The organism is Micromonospora sp. SL1-18, from assembly GCF_047921505.1.
In the GTDB taxonomy this organism is placed as follows: Bacteria; Actinomycetota; Actinomycetes; order Mycobacteriales; family Micromonosporaceae; genus Micromonospora.
This window is the reverse complement of sequence record NZ_JBLROA010000055.1, coordinates 17,357-39,978: the sequence shown is the minus strand read 5'-3', so window position 1 is coordinate 39,978 and position 22,622 is coordinate 17,357. Positions and strand designations below refer to the sequence as shown.

Sequence of the window (22,622 nt, the reverse complement as noted above, 5' to 3'; positions counted from 1 at the left end):
AATGAAGGCCGGCCTGACGCCGCGCCGCGACCTGGAGCGGTCGATCGCCGGCCGCGTGTACGCCTCCGGCGAGCCCGCCGCCCTTGCCGACGTCACCGCCGACCCCGACCACCTTCCGGTACGCCCCGACGTCGCCGCCGAGCTCTGCGTACCGGTGCTGGACCCGGCGGGCCGCCCGATCGGCGTGCTCGACCTGCAGTGGAGCGGCCCGGTCGAGCTGGCGCGGTGGCGGGCGACAGCCGAGCGGCTCGCCCGCCTGCTGGGTGCCCGGATCGTGGCGCTCGGCGGGCCGCCGGCGGAGAGCCGCGGCGAGAAGCTGCTCCGGCATGCCGCCGCGATGACCGCCGCCCCCACCGGCTGGGACCTGATGGCTGCCGCGACCACCGCGGCCCGTGACGTGTCGGCCCTCTCCGCCGCCGTGCTGCTCCTCCCTGGCTGGCAGGAGCCGCAGCCGGGCCCGCCGGCCGGCCCGCCCGGCGAACTGGAGTGCCGGATCCGGGCCGAACTGGCCGAGGCCGGGCCGGACGCGCTCGGCCGACTGATCGCCCGGGCGCACCGGCACGGCTCGGCGTACACCCTCGGCGAGGTGGGGCACCCGCCGACCGAGGACTGTCTGCCGCTGGCCCGGGCCGGGGCCCGCACCCTGGTGGCGGTTCCGGTCGGGCCGCCGGACACCGGCGGGGTGCTGCTGGTCGCCGACGAGCGACTGCTGCGCCCCGACCCGACCACCGTCAACCTGATGGAGCTGCTGGCCGGGCAGGCGTGGACCTGCCTGGACCGCCTGCGTACGCTCGCCCGGCTACGCGAGCAGGCCAGCTCGGACCCGCTCACCGGCCTGCGCCACACCGGGCCGTTCGGGCAGCGGATCGCGAGCGCCACGCCGGGGCGTACCGCCCTGCTGGCCATCGACGTGGACGGCTTCAAGGACGTCAACGACACGTACGGCCACCAGGCCGGGGACCGGCTGCTGGTCGGGCTGGCCCGGGCGCTGGAGGGGGCGCTGCGGCAGGGTGACGAGCTGTACCGCACCGGCGGCGACGAGTTCGTCGCGGTGGTCGAGGTGAGCCGCCCGGAGGAGGCGGTCCGGATCGCCGAGCGCCTCACCGAGGCGGCCCGGCGTACCGGCCGCACCATCAGTGTCGGCGTCGCCCTGCCCCACCACGGCGAGTCCCCCGAGCGCACCCTGCTCCGCGCCGACCAGGCCCTCTACGCCGCCAAGCGGCACGGCCGCGACAGCGTCCACCTCTCCGCCGCCTGACCCTTGCCCCACCCCAGGAACGGGGCGGGGCTGTCAGGGGGTGAGTTCGGCGGCTAGGAGTTCGGCGATCTGGGCGGTGTTGAGGGCGGCGCCCTTGCGGAGGTTGTCGCCGGTGACGAAGAGATCGAGGGCGCGGGGGTCGTCGACGGCGCGGCGGATCCGGCCGACCCAGGAGGGGTCGGTCCCGACGGCGTCGATCGGCATCGGGAACTCGCCCGCGGCCGGGTCGTCGACCAGGATCACGCCGGGCGCGTTGCGCAGCACCTCCCGGGCACCCTCGGCGTCCACCTCGGTGGCGAAGACCGCGTGGACGGCGATCGAGTGGCAGGTCACCACCGGCACCCGTACGCAGGTGGCGGAGACCTTGAGGTCGGGCAGCCCGAGGATCTTGCGCGACTCGTTGCGCATCTTCAGTTCCTCGGACGACCAGCCCTCGTCGGCCAGCGAGCCGGCCCAGGGCACCACGTTGAGCGCCAGCGGGGCCGGGAACGGACCCAGCTCGTCGCCGACCGCCTGCCGCACGTCACCGGGACGGGAGCCGAGCACGCGATCCCCGGCGATCTTGCCGAGCTGGGCGTGCAGCGCGTCCACGCCGGCCTGACCCGCCCCGGACACCGCCTGGTACGACGCGAGCACCAGCTCGCGGAGGCCGTACTCGCGGTGCAGCGGCGCGACCGCCAGGATCATCGCCAGGGTGGTGCAGTTGCCGTTGGCGATGATCCCCTTGGGCCGGTTGTGCACCTGCTCCGGGTTGATCTCCGGCACCACCAGCGGGACGTCCCGGTCCATCCGGTACGCGCCGGAGTTGTCCACCACCACCGCGCCCCGGCTGACCGCGACCGGCGCCCACTCCGCCGAGACCTCGTCGGGGACGTCGAACATCGCCACGTCCACCCCGTCGAGCGCCTCCGGGGTGAGCGCCTGGACGGTGAGCAGCTCACCTCGGCACTGCACCTGCCGCCCGGCCGAGCGCTCGGAGGCGAGCAGCCGGATCTCACCCCAGACGTTGCGCCGGGCGGAGAGGATCTGGCACATCACCGTGCCGACGGCACCGGTCGCCCCGACCACGGCGAGGGTGGGCAGCGACGGCATGGCCGGCTACCGCCCGGTGCCCGCGTAGACCACGGCCTCTGCTTCGCCGCCCAGGTCGAAGGCGTCGTGGATGGCCCGGACCGCCTTGTCGAGGTCGGTGTCCCGGCAGACCACGGAGACCCGGATCTCCGAGGTGGAGATCATCTCGATGTTCACCCCGGCCGTGCCCAGGGCGGCGAAGAAGCCCGCCGCGACGCCCGGGTGCGAGCGCATGCCGGCGCCGATCAGGGAGACCTTGCCGACGTGGTCGTCGTAGAGCAGGCCCTTGAACTTGACCACGTCCTGGATCTTGCTGAGCGCGGCCATCGCGGTCGGGCCGTCGGTCTTGGGCAGGGTGAACGAAATGTCCGTGCGGCCGGTGCCCTCGGTGGACACGTTCTGCACGATCATGTCGATGTTGATCTCGGCGCCGGCCGCGGTGTCGAAGATCCGCGCGGCCGCGCCCGGCTCGTCGGGCACCCCGACGATGGTGATCTTCGCTTCGCTGCGGTCGTGGGCGACCCCGGTGATCAGTGCCTGTTCCACGGGAAGGTCCTCCATCGATCCGGTGACCATGGTGCCGGTGCTGATCGAGTATGACGAACGGACGTGGATCGGCAACCCCGCGCGCCGGGCGTACTCGACGCTACGCAGGTGCAGCACCTTGGCGCCACAGGCGGCCAGCTCCAGCATCTCTTCGTAGGTGATGTTCTTGATGTGCCGGGCGTTCGGCACGATCCGCGGGTCGGCGGTGAAGACGCCGTCCACGTCGGTGTAGATCTCGCAGACGTCCGCCGCGAGCGCGGCGGCCAGCGCCACCGCGGTGGTGTCCGACCCGCCCCGGCCCAGCGTGGTGACGTCCTTGGTGTCCTGCGAAACGCCCTGGAAGCCGGCCACGATGACCACCGCGCCCTCGTCCAGCGCGCCCTTCAGGCGGCCCGGGGTGACGTCGATGATCCGGGCCTTGCCATGCACCGAGGTGGTGATCACGCCCGCCTGCGAGCCGGTGAACGAGCGGGCCTCGTACCCCAGGTTGTGAATGGCCATGGCGAGCAGCGCCATGGAGATCCGCTCCCCGGCGGTGAGCAGCATGTCCAGCTCGCGGCCGGGTGGCAGCGGGCTGACCTGGTTGGCCAGGTCGAGCAGCTCGTCGGTGCTGTCCCCCATCGCGGAGACCACCACGACCACGTCGTCGCCGGCCTTGCGCGCGGCCACGATGCGATCGGCCACCCGCTTGATCCGCTCGGCGTTGGCGACGGAGGACCCGCCGTATTTCTGCACCACGAGTGCCACGACGGTGCGCTCCCTCCCAGCGATGACCCTGAGCGTGCCGACGCCGCCGGGTTCCCGCCGGCGGCGCGTGTCAGACCTGCCCAGCGTATCGGGCCGGGTCCGGCACCGGACCGGGTGATCCCACCATCCGGCAGGGCCGTGGGGCAGCTCACCGGGGCCGGCCGCGCCGGCCCGGACCGCGCGACACGCCGGCACAACAGCCGCGCGAGGACTCCCCGGACCCCTCCGGGCACCGCAGAATGTCCCGGTGCACGCTCACCTCCGCGCGGCCCGGCCGCTGGCCGGCGCCCTCGCGATCACCCTGCCAGCGCTGCTGGCCGCCTGCACCGCCGCCCCGCCGCCGCCCGCCCCGGTCAGCACCGCCGACCCGCTGCCGGCGGAGGCGGACGCGGCCCGCGACGAGCTGGCCGCGCTGGCGGCCGCCGCCCAGGATCGCCACCTCACCGCCGCGTACACCCTGGCCACGGCGAACGGCCCGGCCCGGACGATCTCGGTGACCAGCGCGAACGACGGCTCCTGGCGGGTGGACGTGCCCGGTTGGGGGCGCGGCGGCACGGTCGACGTCTCGCTCGCCGCCACCGGCGCCGGGCTGTTCCAGTGCGCCCTGCCCTCGGCCGGCCGCCCCGAGCCGGCGAGCTGCGTACGGCTGGGCGACCCCGACGACGCCGTGCCGGGAAAGCTGGACCCCCGGGTGCAGCACCCGTTCACCGACTCGCTGGAGGTGCTCACCGACCGGCGGGCCCCGCTCGCGATCTCGCCGGCCGCCCCGCCGGCCGGGATGACCGGCCAGTGCTACTCGGTGGATTCGACGTCCGCCTCCCTGAACGCCCCGCTGGACGTGGGCATCTACTGCTACCGGACGGACGGCACCCCGGCCGGGGTCCGAGCCGCCTTCGGCACGCTGAAGCTGGCCGGCGAGCCCGGCGCGGCGCCCGCCACGGTGCAGTTGGCCGGGCCGGTCGCCGAGGGCGAGCCGGTCGGCCGGCAGGCGCCCACGGAAAGCCCCGGAACGCCATAACCCCAGTGCCCGTTACGGGTGCTCTTGGCCACATTTGCCCGACCCGTCGAGTAGGGCGAAAAGCTCATTCGGGACGCTCTACCCATGGCTGACCTCACCCCGCTGCTCGCCTTCCGCTGGAGTCCCCGGGCCTTCGACCCGGAAGCGGAACTCGCCGCCGACGAGGCAGCCTCCCTGCTGGAAGCCGCCCGCTGGGCCCCCTCAGCCGGCAACGGGCAGCCGTGGCGGTTCGCACTGGGACACCGGCAGGACGAGACCTGGAAGCGGATCCTGGTCAACCTCGCGGAGAGCGACCAGCGCTGGACGCGGCACGCCGCCGCCCTGGTGGTCGGCGCCCACACCGGCGGCGGCGACCCGGAACGGGCCGCGTACGACCTGGGCCAGGCGATCGCCCACCTGACCGTGCAGGCCAGCGCACTCGGTCTGCACGTACATCAGCTCACCCGCTTCGACCGGACCGGCCTCGCCGCCGAGCTGGACCTGCCGGCCGGGATCCGGCCGCTGGTGGTGGCCGCCGTCGGCCGCCTCGGCGACCCGTTGTCACTCCCCGAGGAGTTGCGCGCCCGGGAGGTCACCCTCCGCCGCCGCCACCCCCTCGCCGCCCTGCTCCTCCGCTGACACCCGCGCCCCGCGCGCGATCCAGGAAGTAGTGGCCTCGGAGCGACCGGGACACCACTCGATCCAGGATCGAGCGCGATCTTGCAAGCGGAAACGCCGGGCGACGCGTGGGCGGGACGGGGACAGGTCAGCCGCCACGGCTGGCGTGGAGCAGGACCATGCCGGCCTCGGTGTTCCGGTAGAGGACGTGCCGGCCCTGGCGGGCCCGGGCGACCAGGCCGGCGGCGTGCAGCGCGGCCAGGTGCTGGGAGACGTTCCCGCAGGACATCCCGGTACGCCGGGCCAGGTCGGTGGTGGTGGCCGCCGAGTCGAGCAGGTGCAGCAGCGCCGCCCGGCCGCCGCCGACCACCCGTGCCAGCGGGTCCCCGGCCGGGGCCGGTGTGGCCTCCCAGAGCGTCCCCACCGCCCGGACCGGGTACGTCCCGGCCGGCACCGAGTCCTCCAGCAGGTTCCACAGCACCCGCCGGCCGGTGAACACGCCCGGATTGAGCGCCAGCCCACGGCCGCCCAGGTCGAAGTCGCGCTCGAACGGGTCGTCGCTGACCACCCGGTCGCCGAGCCAACGCAGGGTCGGGTGGAGCTGCTCGAAGAGCCGCCTCGCACCACCGTTGACGAGCTGGGCGGCGCGGTGCGCCAGGTCGGCGTCCAGCAGCGCGCGCATCCGCGGCCAGTCCGGAGCGATGACGGCATCGTGCCAGGCCGCCAGAGCGTCGACGAGCTCCGGCAGCAACCCGCGCGGATCGGCGAGCAGGGCCTGCGCGTACGGGGTCAGCGGCCCGCTCGGGGTGGTCGACAGCAGATCCCGGACCACCACGTCGGGCGGGGTGGCGGCGACCTGGTCGAGCTGCTCGGCCAGCTCGACGTCGGGGCGGGCCGCCGCCGGGGTGAGGAAGTCGGGCAGCCAGCGGCGGGGACTGGTCAGCTCGACCAGCGGCCGAACCCGGACGGCCACCTCCGGGCGGCGCAGGGTCACCCGGGCCCGGTCGATCCAGGGCAGGTGCACGGCGTGCCGGACCGGGTCGTCCAACGCCCACATGCTGGAGACCGTCTCCCACACCGGTGAGACGGTGAACCGGAGGCCCGCGATGTCGGCGGGACTGAACCGCAACTCGGACACGCGCACCCCCCGACGCAGGATTCGCCCCAGACTAAAAGGCTCGACCCGACCGTGGGGGGCGCGGTTCACTCACCGACCATGGGGACCAGGGAGAGTATCCGCACCGCCGTCCGGCACGTCGTGCCGCCGGCCGGCCTGACCCGCGCCCTGGCCGTGCAGGCCATGGTGTACGCCGTCGGGAACGGCCTCTTCCAGGCCGGCAGCGCTGTCTTCTTCACCCGGGCCCTGGGGCTCAGTGCCGCCCAGGTGGGGCTGGGCCTGTCGATCGCGGCGGGAGTGTCGCTGCTGGGCACGGTGCCGCTGGGCGGACTCACCGACCGGTACGGCCCGCAGCGGGTCTGGGTGCTCGGGCTGGTGCTGGAGGCGGCGCTCTTCGCGGCGTACCCCTTCGTGGGCGGTTTCGTCGGCTTCCTCGCCGTGGTGGTCGCCCTCGCCCTCGTCGACGCGGCGAGCGGGGTGGCCCGGCAGGTCTACTCGATCAACGCACTGCCCCCCGCCGAGCGGGTCACCGCGATGGCGTATCAGCGCTCCCTTCTTAACGTCGGGTTCGGGCTGGGCGCGGTGATCAGTGGCCTGGTGCTGGCGATGGACACCATGGCGGCGTACCGGGGGATGGTCTGGTTCATCGCGGCGGTGTTCCTGGTCACCGCGGCCTTCGTGCGGCGGCTGCCCCGGCTGCGGGAGGTGGCCCGGCCGGCGGAACCGATGAGTCGGTTCGCCGTGCTCCGGGACCGCCCGTTCATGGCGGTCTCCCTGCTCTCCGGGCTGCTCACCGCGCACCAGACGCTCTACCTGACGGTGATGCCGCTCTGGATCCTGACCCACACCGACGCTCCGAAGACCATCATCGCCGGGCTGGTGCTGCTCAACACGGTCCTGATCGTGCTGCTCCAGGTACGCGCCAGCCGGGGCGCCGACACCGCGCCGGGCGCGGCCCGGGCGTCCCGCCGGGGTGCCCTGCTGATCGCCCTGTTCTGCCTGGTCCTGCCGATCTCCGGGGTGACCCGGGGCATGCTCACCGTGGTGGTGCTGGTGGCCGCCGCGACGCTGCTCATCGTGGCGGAGCTGGTCGAGTCGGCGGGCACCTGGGGGCTCACAGCGGCCTTACCGCCGGCCGCCCAGCGCGGCGCGTACGTGGGGGCGTTCCGGCTCGGCTCGCAGTTGCAGTACCTGATCGCCCCGGCGGGGCTGACCGCGCTCGGGGTGGCCACCGGCGGCTGGGGCTGGTACCCGACGGCGGCGATCTTCGTGCTCGTCGGGCTGGCGATCGTCCCCGTGGTGGCGTGGGCCGAGCGGATGCCCCGGCTGGGCGAGGCCGCCCTGGTGCCGGAGGACGCGGTGACCCCGGTCCCATAATCCGGGCACGCCTTACGACCGTTCGTCTCACCACGTAGGGTGACCTCTGTCATGTGGCAGGCGTACCTTCTCCTTGGCTGCCGCGACGAGGCCTGATCGGCCGGCACCTCGTCGCGGAGTTGAACCGCGCCGTCCAGCACATCCGAACTTCCTCTCGGCACCGCCCGGCAACGTCGCCCGGCATCTCGCCGACACCTTCCGATCTGCTGACGCCACATGTTCCAGGGAGCACCTCGAGATGGCTGAAACCGCCACCGAAGCTGAGACCGATCCGATCGCCCGGCAGCGCCCCAGCCGGATGCCGTTCCACCGTTACCTGCCCTACCACCAGCAGTTCCGCATCGACCTGCCGGAGCGCACCTGGCCGACCCGCCGGGTCGAGGCCACGCCGCGCTGGTGCGCCGTCGACCTGCGCGACGGCAACCAGGCCTTGATCGACCCGATGTCGCCGGAACGCAAGCGCCGGATGTTCCAGCTGCTCGTACAGATGGGCTACAAGGAGATCGAGGTCGGTTTCCCCTCGGCCAGCCAGACCGACTACGACTTCGTGCGGCAGTTGATCGAGCAGGACCTGATCCCGGAGGACGTCACCATCCAGGTGCTCACCCAGTGCCGGGAACACCTGATCGAGCGGACCTTCGAGTCGCTGCGCGGCGCCCGCCGGGCCATCGTGCACTTCTACAACTCCACCTCGACGCTGCAGCGGCGGGTGGTCTTCGGGCTGGACCGGGACGGCATCACCGATATCGCCACCACCGGCGCCCGGCTCTGCCAGAAGTACGCGGAGATCCACACCCCGGACACCGACATCCACTACGAGTACTCGCCGGAGTCGTACACCGGTACCGAGCTGGAGTACGCGCTGGAGGTCTGCGCCAAGGTCATCGAGGTGGTCGACCCGACCCCGGACCGGAAGCTGATCGTCAACCTGCCGGCCACCGTCGAGATGGCCATGCCGAACGTGTACGCCGACTCGATCGAGTGGATGCACCGGCACCTGCCCCGCCGGGACAGCCTGGTGCTGAGCCTGCACCCGCACAACGACCGGGGCACCGGCGTGGCCGCCGCCGAGCTGGGCCTGCTGGCCGGCGCGGACCGGATCGAGGGCTGCCTGTTCGGCAACGGCGAGCGCACCGGCAACGTCGACCTGGTGACGCTGGGACTGAACCTGTTCTCCCAGGGCATCGACCCGATGATCGACTTCTCGAACATCGACGAGATCAAGCGGGCCGTCGAATACTGCAACCAGCTCCCGGTGCACGAGCGGCACCCGTACGCGGGCGACCTGGTCTACACCGCCTTCTCCGGTTCGCACCAGGACGCGATCAAGAAGGGCTTCGACGCCCTGCACACCGACGCCGCCGCGGCCGGCGCGCCGGTCGACGACTTCACCTGGGCCGTGCCGTACCTGCCGATCGACCCGAAGGACCTGGGCCGCACCTACGAGGCGGTCATCCGGGTCAACTCGCAGTCCGGCAAGGGCGGCGTCGCGTACATCATGAAGAGCGAGCACCAGCTCGACCTGCCGCGCCGGCTCCAGATCGAGTTCTCCGGCGTGGTCCAGCAGGTCACCGACCACGACGGCGGCGAGGTCGAGCCGGCTGCGATGTGGGACATCTTCGCCCGCAACTACCTGGTCGACCACCAGGTCGACCCGACGGTCACAGTAGCCAGCTACACCATCGGCACCGCAGACGGCAAGGTCGAGATCGAGGCCCAGGTCGGCTTCGGCGGCGAGGTCCGCTCGCTCGCCGCGGTCGGCAACGGCCCGATCGACGCGTACGTCAACGCGCTGCAGTCCCTGGGCGTGGCGGTACGCGTGCTCGACTACCACGAGCACGCGCTCTCCTCCGGTGGGGACGCGCAGGCCGCCGCGTACGTGGAGTGCGAGGTGGACGGTCGCACCGTCTGGGGCGTCGGGGTGGACGCGAACATCGTGACCGCCTCGGTGAAGGCGGTCACCAGCGCCGTCAACCGCGCCCACGCCTGAACTCAGAGAGCAGGGGCCCCTTGTTGACACCTCGGTGTTAACAAGGGGCCCCTGCTCTACCGGAGGCGTTAAGAAGGGCCCCTTCCTTTCACCGGCCGGTGGACCAGGAGGCCGGCCAGGACGGCGCCGAGCAGCAGCAGGGCGGCACACCAGAGCATCGCCCCGCGGAACGCGCTGGTCAGCGCTCCCTTCTGCTCGTACCCGGTGCCGGAGAGACCGACCACCAGCGGCAGCGCGGCCACCGCCAGCAGCCCCCCGGCCCGGGAGGCGGCGTTGCTGAAGCCGCTCGCCACCCCGGCGAACCGGTCCGCCACCGCCGCCAGCACCGACGTCGTCAGTGGCGCCACCACCAGGGTCAGGCCCGCCCCGAACAGGACCACCCCGGGCAGTACGTCCACCCAGTACGACGCCCCCGGCCCGGTCCGGCGCAGCAGCAGCAGGCCGACCGCAGCGACCACCGGCCCGACGGTCAGCGGCAGCCGCGGGCCGATCTTGGCCGACAGCGCCCCGGCCCGGGGCGAGCCGACCAGGAGCAGCAGGGTCATCGGCACGGTGGCCAGGCCGGTGAGCAGCGCCGACCAGCCGATCCCGTTCTGCAGGTAGATCGCGAGGAAGAAGGTGAACCCGCTGAGGGCCGCGTACACGACCACGGTGAAGACGTTCAGCACCGAGAAGAGCCGGCTGCCGAACAGCTTCACGGGCAGCATGGCGGCCTCGCCACGCCGCCGTTCGACCAGCACGAAGGCCACCGCGGCGAGCACCCCGACCAGCACCGACACCAGCACCGCCGGGGATCGACCGCGTGCCGGCGCGTCGATCAGGGCGTAGGTGACACCGCCGAGGCCCAGCGCGCCGAGCAGCGCGCCGACGATGTCGAACCGCCGCTTCGCCCCGGCACGGGAGGCGGCCACATCCCGGCTCTCCGGCACCCAGCGCATCGTGGCGAGCACCACCGCGACGGCCAGCGGCAGGTTGATGAAGAAGATCGACCGCCAGGAGAGCGCGTCGATCAGGAACCCGCCGAGGAGCGGGCCGAGCGCGGTGGAGACCCCGGACAGCCCGGACCAGGTGCCGATCGCCCGCCCCCGGTCGTCGTGGTGGAAGCTGGCCTGGAGCACGGAGAGCGAGCCGGGGGTGAGCAGCGCCCCGCCGGCGCCCTGGAGGAACCGGGCCACGATCAGCCAGGCGGTCCCCTGCGACAGCCCGCAGAGCACGGACGCCGCCGCGAACCAGGCCACGCCGATCAGGAAGATCCGTCGGCGGCCGAACCGGTCGCCGAGCGCGCCCCCGAGCAGCACGAACGCGGCCAGCATCAGCAGGTAACCGTTCACCGTCCACTGCAGGTCGGCGACGCTGGCCTTGAGCTCCGCGCCGAGCCGGGGCAGCGCCACGTTGACCACCGTGGTGTCCAGGAACACCATGCCGGAGGCGAGGATCGTGGCGAGCAGGGTGCCCCGCCCGGCGGCGGTGCCCGTCCGGAGCGCGGGAGCGGATGCGGTCATGGGTAACCACTCTGCCCGTACTCCACTGCCGACACCACCATTCACGGAAACGCGCCCCCGGGTACCGTGCGGACTTCGCCCTGAGCACGCAAGCTGGAAAGGTGTCGTCTGTGCGTACGAAATCAGGAGCTCGCGCCGGACTGGCGGCCGCACTCGTCGCGGCGGTCGCCCTCGGCGTGGCCGGCTGCGGGCCGGTCGCCGACGAGCCGGAGACGACGGCGAGCAGCGCCGAAAACGTCACCAAGCAACTCGACGAACTGACCGTGGCGGCCGCGGGGTCCATGAAGGGCTACAGCCGGACCCGCTTCCCGCACTGGCGGAAGACCGGCAAGAACTGCGACGTGCGGGACAGCGTGCTGCAGAAGGACGGCGAGAACATCAAGCTCTCCGGGTGCAACGTGGTCGGCGGCCACTGGGAGAGCGTGTACGACGGGCTGGCCTTCGACGATCCGGCCCAGGTGGACATCGACCACGTGGTGCCGTTGGCCAACGCCTGGCGGTCCGGCGCGAACGAGTGGGACGACACGCAGCGCGGCGACTTCGCCAACGACCTGACCCGGCCGCAACTGGTGGCGGTTTCCGCGCGCTCCAACCGGTCAAAGGGCGACCAGGACCCGTCCCAGTGGAAGCCGCCGAACCGGTCGTACTGGTGCCAGTACGCCACGGACTGGGTGACGGTCAAGCACTACTGGCGGCTGACGGTGACCAGTGCCGAGAAGGCCGCCCTCACCGACATGTTGGAGGGCTGCGCATGAGCGAGCGTGAGCGAGCAACCGGTCCCACCTCGGCCGGGATGACGGCCGACGGCACCCGCGCCGACATCGCCGACGTTCCCGGGGCGGGCATGTCCGCCGACGCCGCCCCGCCCGGCGCCCCGGCGGGTGCGGGCGCGCAGCAGCGGATCAGCGACGTCACGGCCGGCCCGGGCGGGGTGATGACCGACGAGGTCGGCGTGGTGACCGGCGAGCTGACCCTGTGCACAGAGTACGCCGACGGCCAGGTCACCCTGCGCGTGCAGTACAAGGACGCCGACGAGTGGTACGTGGTGACCGGCGGGCGGGTGCCCCTGGCCGACCCGGCCGGCCTCGACACCGTGCACGCCATCGCGGTCGCCCTGCTCAACCGCCCGGAGGGGTGAGACGCGTCGAGGCCCCCTGCCCGCGATCGGGCAGGGGGCCTCGGCCGGTGCTCACAGGGTCGGGATCAGCTCACCGGGATCGCTCGGCGGCGCGCCCTCGTCCGGCCGGACCAGCTCCGGCTCCACCTCGTGCGGCCGGATCCGGCCGTCGGCGATCTGTTCGGCGTAGTGGCAGGCCACCCGGTGCCCGCCGAGCACCTCGCGCAGCGCCGGCCGCTCGTCGGCGCAGCGGGTCGGCTGGGCCCAGGGGCAGCGGGTGTGGAACCGGCACCCGGCCGGCGGGTTGCTCGGCGAGGGCAGGTCACCGGCGAGCAGGATCCGCTCGCGACGGTCTTCGACCGTCGGGTCCGGCACCGGCACCGCCGACATCAGCGCCCTGGTGTACGGGTGCATCGGCTCGCGGTAGAGGTCGTCGCTGGACGCCTCCTCCACCAGCCCACCCAGGTACATCACGCCGACGGTGTCGGCGATGTGCCGGACCACCGCCAGGTCGTGGGCGATGATCAGGTACGTCAGGCCCCGCTCGTTCTGCAGGTCCTCGAGCAGGTTGAGCACCTGCGCCTGGATCGACACGTCCAACGCGGACACCGGCTCGTCGGCGACGATGAGGTCCGGGTCGAGCACCAGTGCCCGGGCGATGCCGATGCGCTGCCGCTGGCCCCCGGAGAACTCGTGCGGGTACTTGCTCAGCGCCGAGGCGGGCAGCCCGACCGCTTCGAGGGCCTCCCGGAGCCGCTTGGCGGTGGCCGCCTTGTCGTCGGCCAGGCCGTGCGCCTTGAGCCCCTCGACGAGCAGCGACTCCACCGACTGCCGGGGGTCGAGGCTGGACAGCGGGTCCTGGAAGATCATCTGCATCCGGCGGCGGATCCGACGCATCGACTCGCCCTTGAGCGAGCGGACGTCGGTGCCGTCGAAGACGATCTCTCCGTCGGTCGGCTCGACCAGCCGCAGCAGGCCCCGACCGAGGGTGGACTTGCCACACCCCGACTCGCCCACCAGGCCGTACGTCTCACCCTTGTTGATCGACAGCGACACGCCGTCGACGGCGTAGACGTAACCGACCGTGCGGTCGAAGAGCACACCGCTCTTGATCGGGAAGTGAACCTTGACGTCGCGCAGTTCGACCAGTGGTCCGGTCCGCTCGGTCACGGCACCGTCACCTCCTCGGAAACGGGGTTGCTGCAGCGCAGGTCGCCGCCGGTCGCGGTGGGTTCGAGCGGGGGCGTGCCCTCCAGGCACGCGTCCACCACCCGGTCGCAGCGAGGCGCGAACGCGCACCCCTCGACCCACGGAATGTTGTCGGCCACCGAGCCGCGGATGGCGTGCAGCCGCTCGCCCCGGGGCGCGTCCAGCCGCGGTACGGAGTTGAGCAGCCCGTGGGTGTACGGGTGCCGCGGCCGGGCGAACAGCTCGTGCCGGGCGGCCCGCTCGACCACCTTGCCGCCGTAGAGCACGTTGACCGTGTCGCAGAGGCCGGCCACCACGCCCAGATCGTGCGTGATCATGATCAGCGCGGTGCCGGTCTCGTCGACGAGTTGCTTGAGCAGGGTGAGGATCTGCGCCTGGATGGTCACGTCCAGCGCGGTGGTCGGCTCGTCGGCGATCAGCAGCCGCGGCTTGCAGGCCAGCGCGATGGCGATCAGGGCGCGCTGCCGCATGCCGCCGGAGATCTGGTGCGGGTACTCCTTCAGCCGCCGGGTCGGGTCCGGGATGCCGACCGCGTCGAGCAGCTCCCGGGCCTCCTTCAGCGCCACCTTGCGCTCCATGCCCCGATGCCGCTCCAAGACCTCGGCCACCTGGATGCCGATCGGCACGACCGGGTTCAGCGAGGAGAGCGGGTCCTGGAAGATCATGCCGATGTCCTGGCCGCGCCGGTCCCGCATGTCGTTCGGGCGGAGCTGGAGCAGGTCGGTGCCGTCGAACATCACCTGGCCGGTGACCTGGTTGCCCCGCTTGGGCAGCAGGCCCATGATCGCCAGGCTGGTCACGCTCTTGCCGCAGCCGGACTCACCGACCAGGCCCACGGTCTGCCCCGGCTCCACACTGAAGCTGACCTTGTCGACCGCGGTGAACGGCCGCTCACCGCGGCGCTGGAACACCACGCTCAGATCGCGTACGTCGAGCAGGCTCATCGGGTCACTTCCTCACGGTGCTGGTCTTCCGCTCGCGACTGCGGGGCTCGCAAGCTCACTCCTCGCGCTCGCCGCCGACCAGGGCCGGTTGGGCTGGTCCATCGCATCGCCGTCACCGCCGGTTCTTCGGGTCGATCGCCTCGCGCATCCCCTCACCCAGCAGGGTGAAGCCGAGCGCGACCACGATGATCGCCAATGCCGGGTAGTAGGCCAGCTCGGGTCGCACCTCGAAGTAGCGGACGCCGTCTACACCGAGCATCAGGCCCCACTCGGCCCGGTTGATGTTCGGGTCGCCGAGACCGAGGAAGGAGAGCGAGGCGGCCTCCAGGATCGCGGTGGAGAGGGTCAGCGTGGCCTGCACGATCACCGCGGTCATCGCGTTGGGCAGCATGTGCCGCAGCACGATGGACCGCTGCTTCACGCCGAGCGCCCGGGCGGCCAGCACGTGGTCGCTCTCCCGCTGTGCCAGCATCGAGCCGCGCAGCAGCCGGGCGAAGATCGGCACGTTGACGATGGCCACTGCCATGATCACCGTCCACTGGCTCGACTTGCTGGCCATGGCGACCAGGCTGATCGCCAGCAGCAGGGCCGGCAGGGCCAGCATCACGTCGGTGAGGCGCATCAGGATGTTGTCGAACCAGCCGCCGAAGGCGCCGGCGATGGCACCGATCAGCACCCCCAGGGACAGCCCGATCAGTGTGGCGAGCACGCCGACGAAGAGGGTCTGCCGACTGCCGTGGATCAGGCGGGAGAGGAAGTCCCGGCCGAGCGGGTCCGACCCGAGGGGGAACCCGTCGCGGGCTCCGGGAATGCTGTCGACGGTGAGGCTCTTGGTGAGCTCTTCGAAGCGCTGCGCCGGGTCGTGCGGCGCGAGCAGCGGGGCGAGGATCGCCACCAGGACGAACACCGCGACGATGGCCGCGCCGAACATGGCGACTGGGTTGCGCCGCAGCCGGCGGAACGCGTCCCGGAGGAGGCTCACGCCGCCCTTGTCGGCGCTGGCCCGGGCCAGCGCCTCCAGCTTCTCCTTCTTCCGGTCGCCGAGCCGGCCGATGCTCCGCTCGGTCGCACCTTCGCGGCGCTCCCCGGTGGCGGGCGTGTCGGCACCATCGCGGGGGGCAGCCACCCCGGGTCGGGTGATCGGGTCGCTCATGCAGCCACCTCGCTTCGCTCGGCGGCAGCATGAGGCTCCGCCACACTGTGCCTGATGATTCGCTCGCGCTGTACCTGATGATTCGCTCGCTGACGCTCACTCATCGCACACGCACCCTCGGGTCGATGACGGCGTAGGAGAGGTCGACCAGGAGGTTGACCAGCACGAAGACCAACGCGGCCAGCAGGATCAGCGCCTGCAGCACCGGATAGTCGCGGCCGCCGCTGATCGAGCTGGTGATCAGCGTGCCCAGGCCGCCCCAGTTGTAGACCTTCTCGGTGAGCACCGCGCCGGAGAGCAGCGCGCCGGTCTGCAGGCCGATGGTGGTGACCACGGGCAGCAGTGCGTTGCGCAGGATGTGCCGGCCCCGGATGGTCTTGTGCCGCAGGCCCTTCGCCTCCGCCGTGCGGACGAAGTCCTCGTTGAGCACGTCCAGCACGCTGGCCCGGGTCATCCGGACGATCACCGCCAGCGGGATGGTGGCCAGGGTGAGCGCCGGCAGGATCAGGTGCCAGAGCGCGTCGGCGGTGGCGTCGAACTCCCGGGTGAGCAGGCCGTCGAGCACGAAGAACCCGGTGACGTTCGTGTTGTCCATGCCGGTGCTGAGCCGCCCGGAGGGCGGGAACCAGTGGATGTTCTGGGTGAAGACATCCTTGAGCAGGTAGCCCAGGAAGAAGATCGGGATCGAGATGCCGAGCAGGGTGCCGGCGATGCTCACGTTGTCCAACAGCCGGCCCTTGTACCGGGCGGCGATGTAGCCGAGCGGGACGCCGAGCCCGATCGCGATGATCATGGCGGCCAGGGCCAGCTCGATGGTGGCCGGGAAGGCACGGCCGATCACCTCGGTGACCGGGTCGCCGGTCCGGATGGAGTTGCCGAAGTCACCGGTCAGCACCCGCTGCATGAACTTGGCGTACTGCACCACGATCGGCTGGTCATAGCCGAGCGCCTTGGTCAGCAGAACCCGACGCTCCGGGGTGGCCCGCTCACCGAGCAGTGCCTCGATCGGGCCGCCGGGCAGGTTCCGCAGCCAGATGAAGATCAGCGCCGACAGCGCTATCAGGGTCACCGCCAACTGAAGCAGGCGGCGGACTATGACTCGCAACATCTCTCACGCACCAGATTCTCGAAAACAGCGGGGTCGGCCCGGGCCAGGGAAGCCCGGCCCGGGCCGAATCCGCGTACGGCGTCAGTGGCGGTGTCAGCCGACGCTGACGGTGTTGAACCGCTCGTCGGTCAGCGGGCTGGCGATCATGCCCTTGACGTCCTTGGTGACCACAATGGCCGGCGGGGCGTGCCAGATCGGCACGGCCGGCAGCCACTTGGCGGCGATGTCGCGGTTGACCTGCTCCCAGGCGGTCTTCTTGCCGGCCTCGTCGACGGTGCCGTCGGCCTTGGCGATGGCCGCGAACATGTCGGTCATCGCCGCGTCACCGAAGTCGTTCTTCGCGCGACCGAAGAAGCTGCCGACGAAGTTGCCCGGGTCGTTGTAGTCACCGGTCCAGCCGAGGAGGTGCAGGTCGTGCTTGCCGAACTGCTGCACGTCGTCCTTGTAGCCACCGTTCCACGGGCGGGCCACACCATTGATCTTGATGCCGACGGCCTGCAGGTCGTTGGCCAGGACGGTGAAGATCTCCTGCGGGTTCGGCATGTACGGCCGGGTGACGTCGGTCGGGTAGAAGAAGTTGAGGGTCATCCCCTCGGCCCCGGCCTCCTTGAGCAGCTGCTTGGCCTTGTCCGGGTTGTACTCGTACTTCTGCACGTCCGGGGCGTAGCCGAGCACGGTGTCCGGCATGAACTCGTCGGCGACCTTGGTGCCGCCCGGGCCCTTGGTCTGGACGAGCTGCTGGCGGTTGAGGGCGTAGGCGATCGCCTGACGCACCCGCAGGTCCTTCAGCTTCGGGTTGTTCTTCTGGTTGATGCCGAGGTAGAGGATGTTGAACGCCGGGCGGTCGAGGACCTGGAAGCCCTCACCGGCGAGCGCCTTGCTGTCGGCCGGGGCCGGGAAGTCGATGCCCTGGACGGTGCCGGCCCGCAGCTCCTGCTTGCGGGTGTTCTCGTCCTCGATGATCTTGATGATCAGCTTGTCGACCTTGGCCTTCTGACCCCAGTAGTCGGGGTTCCGGTTCAGGGTGACCTCGTTCTTGGCCTTGTCCCAGCCGCCGAAGGTGAACGGGCCGGTGCCGACCGGGTGCTCGTTGGCGAACGCGCTGTACTCGAAGGAGTCGCCGTTCTGCTTGACCGTGTCGGCGTCGTACTTCTTCAGCGCGTCCGGGCTGGCGATCGAGAACGAGGTCAGCGCGAAGGCCCCGGGGAAGGCGCCCTTGTACTGGTTCATCGTGATGACGGCGGTGTTCTCGTCCGACGCGTCGCACTTGTTGTAGACCGGCTTGCCGGCGTCCTTGCTCTCGTTGTTCGCGAAGCCGCCGAAGACGTCCAGGTAGTACTGCATCTGCGACTGAGCGGCGGCACCCTTGATGTTGTACCAGCGGTCGAAGTTGAAGCAGACCGCGGCGGCGTTGAAGGCGGAGCCGTCGTGGAACTTCACGCCCTTGCGGAGGTGGAAGGTCCAGACCTTGCCCTCGGCGTCGTGCTCCCAGCTCTCGGCCAGGGCGCCCTCCAGATCGGCCGTGCCCGGCTTGTTCTGGATGAGGGTGTCGAACATCTGCCGGACCGGACGGAACGACTCACCGTCGTCGTTGAAGATCGGGTCGAAGTTCTTCGGGTTACCGGCACCCGCGAAGACGAAGGTGCCGCCAGTCTTGGCCCCGCCGCTGTCCCCATTGCGCTCGCTCTTGGCGCAGCCGGACGCCCCGACCGCCAGAGCGGCTGCGGCCGCGAGGGCCACAGCCGCTTTACGCCTGCTCGCCTGCATCTCTCACCTCTGTCATGCGCCTGTCCACGCGGAAGTTGTGGCTCAGTCCGTGTGCGGGAGGCTATGACACGACACACAGAAGCGGAACGCCCGTTAGGCAATCGCTATCAAGCCGACACCTAGCCACGGGTCTGACAGGGACTGATCTCGCGAGAAACAGGGCTGTCACAGCGGTGAGCAGATGTTGGGATCGGGCAGATCCGGCCAAAACCGACCAGCCCGCCCCGCCCGCGTGGTGAGCGACACTCGTCTCACATTCCGGTCACGAGAACATCGGCGCCACCGGCGCGGGCGCGTCGCCTCACCCTGCCCGGAGCGGGCGCTCAGATCGCCCGGCGGCCCTCGAACGCGCGGCCCAGGGTGATCTCGTCGGCGTACTCGAGATCGCCGCCGACCGGCAGGCCACTGGCCAGCCGGGTCACCGCGATCCCCATCGGCTTGACCATCAGCGCCAGGTAGGTCGCGGTCGCCTCGCCCTCGGTGTTCGGGTCGGTGGCGAGGATCAGCTCGCGGACCACGCCGCCGCCCAGCCGGGTCATCAGCTCGCGGATGCGCAGGTTGTCCGGGCCGATCCCCTCCAGCGGGTTGATCGCGCCGCCGAGCACGTGGTAGCGGCCGCGGAACTCACCGGTCCGCTCGATCGCCACCACGTCCTTCGGCTCCTCGACCACGCAGAGCACCTCGTCCGTACGCCGCGGGTCGCGGCAGATCCGGCACTGCTCCGACTCGGCCACGTTGAAACAGCTGGTGCAGAACCGCACCAGCTCCTTCACCTTGCGCAGCGCGCCAGCCAGCCGGTTCACATCGGCCGGATCCGCCGACAGGACGTGAAAGGCGATCCGCTGGGCGCTCTTCGGGCCCACACCCGGCAGCCGGCCCAGCTCGTCGATCAGGTCCTGGATGGCACCCTCGTACATCTGTCGGCTCAGAACCCGGGCAGGCCGAGGCCGCCCATCCCGCCCGCGACCGGGCCCATCTTCTTCTCGGTCAGCTCCCGGGCCGCCTCGGCGGCGTTGTGCACGGCCGCGACGACCAGGTCCTCCAGGGTCTCCACGTCCTCCGGGTCGACCGCCTTCGGGTCGATCTTGATCGCCTTCAGCTCACCGGTGCCGGCGACGGTGGCGGTGACCAGGCCGCCGCCCGCGGTGCCGGTCAGCTCCGCCTCGGCCAGCTCGGCCTGGGCCTTGGCGATCTGCTGCTGCATCTTCTGCGCCTGCTTCAGCATCTGCTGCATGTTCGGCTGTCCACCTGGGCGCACGGACGGCTCCTTCTCACACTCGTCTGATCGGCCGCGCCCAGCCTAGTCGGGCGACGGCACCGGTCCTTCGCGGTCGGCGCACGCTCAGCGCGCGTCCACCTCGTCGATCTTCTCCGCCCCGAACGCCTCCCGGAGCAGCTGTACCGCCTGTTCCTCACTGGACTGCCGGGCGGTCCGCTCGTCGATCACATCGTCCAGCGGCTCGTCGCCCGGGTCGAAGCCCTCATAGACGGGGGTCGCGATGCCAGCCGGGATCGGCCCGTCGTAGTCCGGGTCGTAGGGCGGCTCACCGGCCCACTCCGCGTCCGCGGCCTTCGGGGCCGCCTGGGTCGCCCGCGGTCCCTTGCCCGGCCCGCCACCCGCCGCGGCCGCCGCGGCAGCAGCTCTGGCCGCCGCGATCGCGCTACTCACCGCCGCAGGCTGCGGCGCCGCCGGCGGTTGGCCAGCCGGCCGGGGTACGGCGGAAGCCACAGTCGCCGTGGCGCCGCCCGATCGGGGTACGGCGGAAGCCATAGTCGCCGTGGCGCCGCCCGGCCGGGCCGGCTCCGGCCAGTCGCCCGAGCCGCCTGCGGTCGCGGCCCCACCGGGGGCGGCCGGCTCCGGCCAGTCCTCGTCTCCACCGGCACCGCCACCAGGGCGGGCCGGCTCAGGCCACTCCTCGTCGTCAGCGGCGTCAACTCCACCGCCCGCGGCCGCCCGCGCGGAGGGGCCGCCCGGCCGCGCCGGGCCGGTGCCGGCCGTGCCGTTCGGGGAGCCACCGGCCTCCGTCCGGGCGCGATCGGACCCGGCGGACCGGGTCGCGGCACCGCCACGACCAGCGCCGCCACCGCCATCCTGACCACCGGCTGCACCCACTGGACCACCGCCCGAGCCGGCCGGCCCCCCGCTTGCGGCACCGGACCGAGCCGGGCCGGTGGCGGGCGCGGCGGCCGCCGGCCGGGACTGGGCGGCGGGGCGGGCCGGGCCGCCGAGCGACGCGGCACCCCGCTCGCCGGCCACCTCGCAGCGGATCTGCCAGCGGCCGCCCAGCTCCTCGTAGAGCGCGTCGGTGAGCACCTCGGCGTGGTCGGCCATCATCTTGGCCAACACCGTCGACTTCACGGTCAGCACCAGCGCATCGCCGTCCAGCTCGCGGACCACCGCGTCGCGCATCAGCGCCGCGATCCGCTTGTTGGTCCGGTTGACCTTGCCGACCACCTCCGGCCAGACCCGGCGTACGGCGACCGCATCCAGCGCGCCGGGCGGGGTCGAGCCGGGACGCGGCGGCTCCGGGGTGGCCGCATCGGGCATCACCGCCGAGGGCGGCACGGGACGACGGGCCGGGGCGCCCACGCCGTCCGCAGGCGCGTCACCGGCAGTCGCGCTCGCCACGCCCGGGCCGCCAGAGGGCGGGCCGGCCGGGCGGTCGGACGGTGCGCTCGATGTCGGGCGAGCACCGGCGGCCGGGCCGGTCGAGACGGACCGGGAACCGGCGGCTGCGGCGGCGGCCCGCGCGGCGGCCGCCCCGGTCGGGGCTCCGGCAGCCGCCGGCGTGCCGGCGGTCTCCGGGTGAGGCGCGGCGGCAGCCGCGGCCGGGGCGGGAGGCTCCGGGCGTACCTCGGTGACGGGGGTGACCGGCGCGGGGCCGGCGGCGGCCGGCGGCAGCTCGGCGCCACCCAGGGTGAGCCGGCGTTCCATCCGTTCCAGGCGCTGGAGCAGGCCGCCGGGCGCATTGTCCACGCCGGGCAACAGCATCCGGGCGCAGATCAGCTCCAGCACCAGCCGGGGGGCGGTGGTGCCGCGCATCTCCACCAGGCCGTTGTGCACGATGTCCGCACAGCGGGACAGGGTGGCCGGGCCGAGCCGCTGGGCCTGGGCGGCCATCCGCTCGATCTGGTCGTCCGGGCCGTCGATCAGGCCCTTGGCGACGGCGTCGGGCACCTGCTGCAGGACGATCAGGTCACGGAGCCGTTCCAGCAGGTCGGAGGCGAACCGGCGGGGGTCGTGCCCGGCCTCGGCGACCCGGTCCACGGTGGCGTACGCGGCGGCGCCGTCGCCGGCGGCGAGGGCGTCGCACATCTCGTCGATCAACGCGGAATCGGTGACGCCGAGCAGCGCGGCGGCCCGGACATAGCTGACCCCCTCCGGGCCGGCACCCGCGATGAGCTGGTCGAGCACGGAGAGGCTGTCCCGGGCGCTGCCGCCGCCGGCGCGCACCACCAGCGGGAAGACCGCCGGCTCGACCTTGACCCCCTCGGCCTCGCAGAGCTGCTCCAGATACGGCCGGAGCACCTTCGGCGGCATCAGCCGGAACGGGTAGTGGTGGGTCCGCGACTTGATCGTGCCGAGGACCTTCTCCGGCTCGGTGGTGGCGAAAATGAACTTGACGAACTCCGGGGGCTCCTCGACCAGCTTGAGCAGGGCGTTGAAGCCGGCCGACGAGACCATGTGCGCCTCGTCGATGACATAGATCTTGAAGCGGCTGCGGGCCGGCGCGAAGAACGCCTTCTCGCGCAGCTCGCGGGCATCGTCAACGCCGCCGTGGCTGGCCGCGTCGATCTCGATGACGTCGATCGAGCCGGCGCCGTCGGTGGCGAGCGAGCGACAGGACTCACACTGCCCGCAGGGCTCGGGGGTGGGGCCCTGCTCGCAGTTGAGCGAGCGGGCCAGGATCCGGGCGCTGGAGGTCTTGCCGCAGCCCCGGGGGCCGGAAAAGAGGTAGGCATGGTTCAGCCGCCCGCTGCGCAGCGCCTGCGACAGTGGCTCGGTGACGTGCTCCTGACCGATGACCTCGGCGAACGTACGGGGCCGGTACTTGCGGTAAAGGGCCAGTGTCACCCGTACCGCCTCCTCTCGACCGAGCC

The 22,622-nt window shown here is 72.1% G+C and carries 19 protein-coding genes; 7 read left to right on the top strand and 12 right to left on the bottom strand.

Annotated features, from left to right (window positions below; translation table 11 throughout):
* Positions 1 to 1,258: diguanylate cyclase (locus tag ACNAW0_RS22945; RefSeq protein ID WP_416290019.1), on the top strand; the 1,258-nt coding region annotated here is incomplete at its 5' end.
* 33 nt (positions 1,259 to 1,291) lie between these two features.
* On the opposite strand, the gene ACNAW0_RS22940 is transcribed toward ACNAW0_RS22945, so the two are convergent.
* Positions 1,292 to 2,350: an aspartate-semialdehyde dehydrogenase gene (locus tag ACNAW0_RS22940; RefSeq protein WP_416290018.1), complete on the bottom strand. Its 1,059-nt coding sequence runs from the start codon at positions 2,348 to 2,350 to the stop codon at positions 1,292 to 1,294.
* Positions 2,351 to 2,356: 6 nt separating this feature from the next.
* Complete coding sequence (locus ACNAW0_RS22935; protein WP_416290017.1) at positions 2,357 to 3,622, bottom strand: aspartate kinase; 1,266 nt, start codon at positions 3,620 to 3,622, stop codon at positions 2,357 to 2,359.
* 247 nt (positions 3,623 to 3,869) lie between these two features.
* Between ACNAW0_RS22935 and ACNAW0_RS22930 the strand changes: the two genes are divergently transcribed.
* Complete coding sequence (locus ACNAW0_RS22930) at positions 3,870 to 4,640, top strand: hypothetical protein (protein ID WP_416290016.1); 771 nt, start codon at positions 3,870 to 3,872, stop codon at positions 4,638 to 4,640.
* 84 nt (positions 4,641 to 4,724) lie between these two features.
* Entirely contained in the window at positions 4,725 to 5,258 is a 534-nt protein-coding gene (locus tag ACNAW0_RS22925) for a nitroreductase family protein (protein WP_416290015.1), read from the top strand.
* A gap of 127 nt (positions 5,259 to 5,385) precedes the next feature.
* Here ACNAW0_RS22925 and ACNAW0_RS22920 read toward each other — a convergent pair whose 3' ends face one another.
* Positions 5,386 to 6,375 carry an ArsR family transcriptional regulator gene (locus ACNAW0_RS22920; RefSeq protein WP_416290014.1) on the bottom strand — a complete coding sequence of 330 codons (990 nt, stop codon included), beginning with the start codon at positions 6,373 to 6,375 and terminating at the stop codon, positions 5,386 to 5,388.
* 78 nt (positions 6,376 to 6,453) lie between these two features.
* On the opposite strand from ACNAW0_RS22920, the gene ACNAW0_RS22915 reads away from it, so the two are divergent.
* Together ACNAW0_RS22915 and leuA are read left to right on the top strand one after the other, a co-directional pair.
* The gene (locus ACNAW0_RS22915) at positions 6,454 to 7,731 is read left to right on the top strand and encodes an MFS transporter (RefSeq protein WP_416290013.1); all 1,278 of its coding nucleotides are present in this window, start codon (positions 6,454 to 6,456) and stop codon (positions 7,729 to 7,731) included.
* Positions 7,732 to 7,969: 238 nt separating this feature from the next.
* Positions 7,970 to 9,721 carry a 2-isopropylmalate synthase gene (leuA, locus tag ACNAW0_RS22910; RefSeq protein WP_416290012.1) on the top strand — a complete coding sequence of 584 codons (1,752 nt, stop codon included), beginning with the start codon at positions 7,970 to 7,972 and terminating at the stop codon, positions 9,719 to 9,721.
* 68 nt (positions 9,722 to 9,789) lie between these two features.
* Here the strand turns inward: leuA and ACNAW0_RS22905 are convergent, their stop codons facing one another.
* Positions 9,790 to 11,223, bottom strand: coding sequence for an MFS transporter (locus tag ACNAW0_RS22905; RefSeq protein WP_416290011.1), 1,434 nt, complete (start codon positions 11,221 to 11,223; stop codon positions 9,790 to 9,792).
* Between the two features lie 110 nt (positions 11,224 to 11,333).
* On the opposite strand from ACNAW0_RS22905, the gene ACNAW0_RS22900 reads away from it, so the two are divergent.
* Both ACNAW0_RS22900 and ACNAW0_RS22895 read left to right on the top strand, forming a co-directional pair.
* Complete coding sequence (locus ACNAW0_RS22900; RefSeq protein WP_416290010.1) at positions 11,334 to 11,978, top strand: HNH endonuclease family protein; 645 nt, start codon at positions 11,334 to 11,336, stop codon at positions 11,976 to 11,978.
* Entirely contained in the window at positions 11,975 to 12,361 is a 387-nt protein-coding gene (locus tag ACNAW0_RS22895) for a hypothetical protein (protein ID WP_416290009.1), read from the top strand. The genes ACNAW0_RS22900 and ACNAW0_RS22895 overlap by 4 nt, the downstream gene beginning before the upstream one ends.
* Positions 12,362 to 12,412: 51 nt before the next feature.
* Here the strand turns inward: ACNAW0_RS22895 and ACNAW0_RS22890 are convergent, their stop codons facing one another.
* The 8 genes from ACNAW0_RS22890 to ACNAW0_RS22855 all read right to left on the bottom strand — a co-directional run bounded on the left by ACNAW0_RS22890 (position 12,413) and on the right by ACNAW0_RS22855 (position 22,596).
* Positions 12,413 to 13,510, bottom strand: a complete 1,098-nt coding sequence (locus ACNAW0_RS22890; RefSeq protein WP_416290008.1) for an ABC transporter ATP-binding protein — start codon at positions 13,508 to 13,510, stop codon at positions 12,413 to 12,415.
* Positions 13,507 to 14,493 (bottom strand): ABC transporter ATP-binding protein, encoded by a 987-nt coding sequence (locus ACNAW0_RS22885; RefSeq protein ID WP_416290007.1) that lies wholly within the window; start codon positions 14,491 to 14,493, stop codon positions 13,507 to 13,509. The genes ACNAW0_RS22890 and ACNAW0_RS22885 overlap by 4 nt, the downstream gene beginning before the upstream one ends.
* Before the next feature lie 112 nt (positions 14,494 to 14,605).
* The gene (locus ACNAW0_RS22880; protein ID WP_416290006.1) at positions 14,606 to 15,646 is read right to left on the bottom strand and encodes an ABC transporter permease; all 1,041 of its coding nucleotides are present in this window, start codon (positions 15,644 to 15,646) and stop codon (positions 14,606 to 14,608) included.
* 100 nt (positions 15,647 to 15,746) lie between these two features.
* Entirely contained in the window at positions 15,747 to 16,754 is a 1,008-nt protein-coding gene (locus tag ACNAW0_RS22875) for an ABC transporter permease (RefSeq protein ID WP_416290005.1), read from the bottom strand.
* Positions 16,755 to 16,847: 93 nt separating this feature from the next.
* Positions 16,848 to 18,521: an ABC transporter substrate-binding protein gene (locus ACNAW0_RS22870; RefSeq protein ID WP_416290004.1), complete on the bottom strand. Its 1,674-nt coding sequence runs from the start codon at positions 18,519 to 18,521 to the stop codon at positions 16,848 to 16,850.
* 323 nt (positions 18,522 to 18,844) lie between these two features.
* The gene (recR, locus tag ACNAW0_RS22865) at positions 18,845 to 19,438 is read right to left on the bottom strand and encodes a recombination mediator RecR (RefSeq protein ID WP_416290003.1); all 594 of its coding nucleotides are present in this window, start codon (positions 19,436 to 19,438) and stop codon (positions 18,845 to 18,847) included.
* An 8-nt stretch (positions 19,439 to 19,446) separates the two neighbouring features.
* On the bottom strand, positions 19,447 to 19,755 hold the full coding sequence (locus ACNAW0_RS22860; protein ID WP_030502117.1) for a YbaB/EbfC family nucleoid-associated protein: 309 nt from the start codon (positions 19,753 to 19,755) through the stop codon (positions 19,447 to 19,449).
* Between the two features lie 108 nt (positions 19,756 to 19,863).
* Positions 19,864 to 22,596, bottom strand: coding sequence for a DNA polymerase III subunit gamma and tau (locus ACNAW0_RS22855; protein WP_416290002.1), 2,733 nt, complete (start codon positions 22,594 to 22,596; stop codon positions 19,864 to 19,866).
* Positions 22,597 to 22,622: the final 26 nt, after the last annotated feature.

Excerpts from the sequence above, each read along its gene's own strand:
- ACNAW0_RS22940 (WP_416290018.1), bottom strand. The coding sequence starts at position 2,350 with ATGCCGTCGCTGCCCACCCTCGCCGTGGTCGGGGCGACCGGTGCCGTC.
- ACNAW0_RS22925 (WP_416290015.1), top strand. The coding sequence starts at position 4,725 with ATGGCTGACCTCACCCCGCTGCTCGCCTTCCGCTGGAGTCCCCGGGCC.
- ACNAW0_RS22915 (WP_416290013.1), top strand. The coding sequence starts at position 6,454 with ATGGGGACCAGGGAGAGTATCCGCACCGCCGTCCGGCACGTCGTGCCG.
- leuA (WP_416290012.1), top strand. The coding sequence starts at position 7,970 with ATGGCTGAAACCGCCACCGAAGCTGAGACCGATCCGATCGCCCGGCAG.
- ACNAW0_RS22905 (WP_416290011.1), bottom strand. The coding sequence starts at position 11,223 with ATGACCGCATCCGCTCCCGCGCTCCGGACGGGCACCGCCGCCGGGCGG.
- ACNAW0_RS22895 (WP_416290009.1), top strand. The coding sequence starts at position 11,975 with ATGAGCGAGCGTGAGCGAGCAACCGGTCCCACCTCGGCCGGGATGACG.
- ACNAW0_RS22885 (WP_416290007.1), bottom strand. The coding sequence starts at position 14,493 with ATGAGCCTGCTCGACGTACGCGATCTGAGCGTGGTGTTCCAGCGCCGC.
- ACNAW0_RS22880 (WP_416290006.1), bottom strand. The coding sequence starts at position 15,646 with ATGAGCGACCCGATCACCCGACCCGGGGTGGCTGCCCCCCGCGATGGT.
- ACNAW0_RS22875 (WP_416290005.1), bottom strand. The coding sequence starts at position 16,754 with ATGTTGCGAGTCATAGTCCGCCGCCTGCTTCAGTTGGCGGTGACCCTG.
- ACNAW0_RS22870 (WP_416290004.1), bottom strand. The coding sequence starts at position 18,521 with ATGCAGGCGAGCAGGCGTAAAGCGGCTGTGGCCCTCGCGGCCGCAGCC.
- recR (WP_416290003.1), bottom strand. The coding sequence starts at position 19,438 with ATGTACGAGGGTGCCATCCAGGACCTGATCGACGAGCTGGGCCGGCTG.
- ACNAW0_RS22860 (WP_030502117.1), bottom strand. The coding sequence starts at position 19,755 with ATGCAGCAGATGCTGAAGCAGGCGCAGAAGATGCAGCAGCAGATCGCC.